This window comes from Roseateles sp. P5_B10, assembly GCF_056400485.1.
In genome coordinates this window covers 1-637 of sequence record NZ_JBFULE010001550.1, presented here as the reverse complement: position 1 = coordinate 637, position 637 = coordinate 1, and the positions used below count along the sequence as shown (strand labels likewise).

At 63.1% G+C, this 637-nt stretch carries 1 protein-coding gene; it reads left to right on the top strand.

Annotated elements, in window-relative coordinates:
- A partial coding sequence (locus AC1DU6_RS34525) for a hypothetical protein (RefSeq protein WP_477862997.1) occupies window positions 1-443 on the top strand: 443 nt, incomplete at its 5' end.
- Window positions 444-637: the final 194 nt, after the last annotated feature.

Below are 637 nucleotides of genomic sequence, written 5' to 3'. Positions count from 1 at the left end.
ATCATACGCTGTGGAGCGGTCAGGCGGACGACATGATCGCCAGGTACAAGGCCGGTAACCGCGAACCGATCATCCTGATGGGCCATTCGGCCGGCGCCGATGCGACCATTTCGGTCGCCCGCAAGCTTGCGCAATACAATGTTCCGGTGGCGTTGATCGTGAACTTCGATCCGGTGGCACCCGATGCCGTCCCGAACAATGTGAAGCAGATCGTGAACTATTACGTACCCGCCGGCTGGGGACGCGCGGTGTCTGCGGATCCCCGCTTCAAAGGCAAGCTTGCCAACGTCAATGAGAACGCCACCACCAACCACTTCTCGATCGACAAGGACGACAGCCTGCAGCGCCAGGCGATCGCCCGGGTGCTCGCCGTCACCGGCGGCGGCATCCGCCGCAAGCCGGCGGCGCCGAAGCCTGCACAGGTCTCGGCCGCTCCGCAATAATAAGCAGCAAATATCGAAACGCATTCAGCCGAGGTGATCGTCACCTCGGCTGAGTTGTTTTGGCCACCTGAAATCCTCAGACGATCAGCACGTCATGATGCGATGGAGGCGTCACCGGCGCGAGCGCGGCATCGTGAGCGCCGAGAGCATCATCGGGGGCCGGCGCGCCCGCGACGGGATGGCTGGATGCCGTC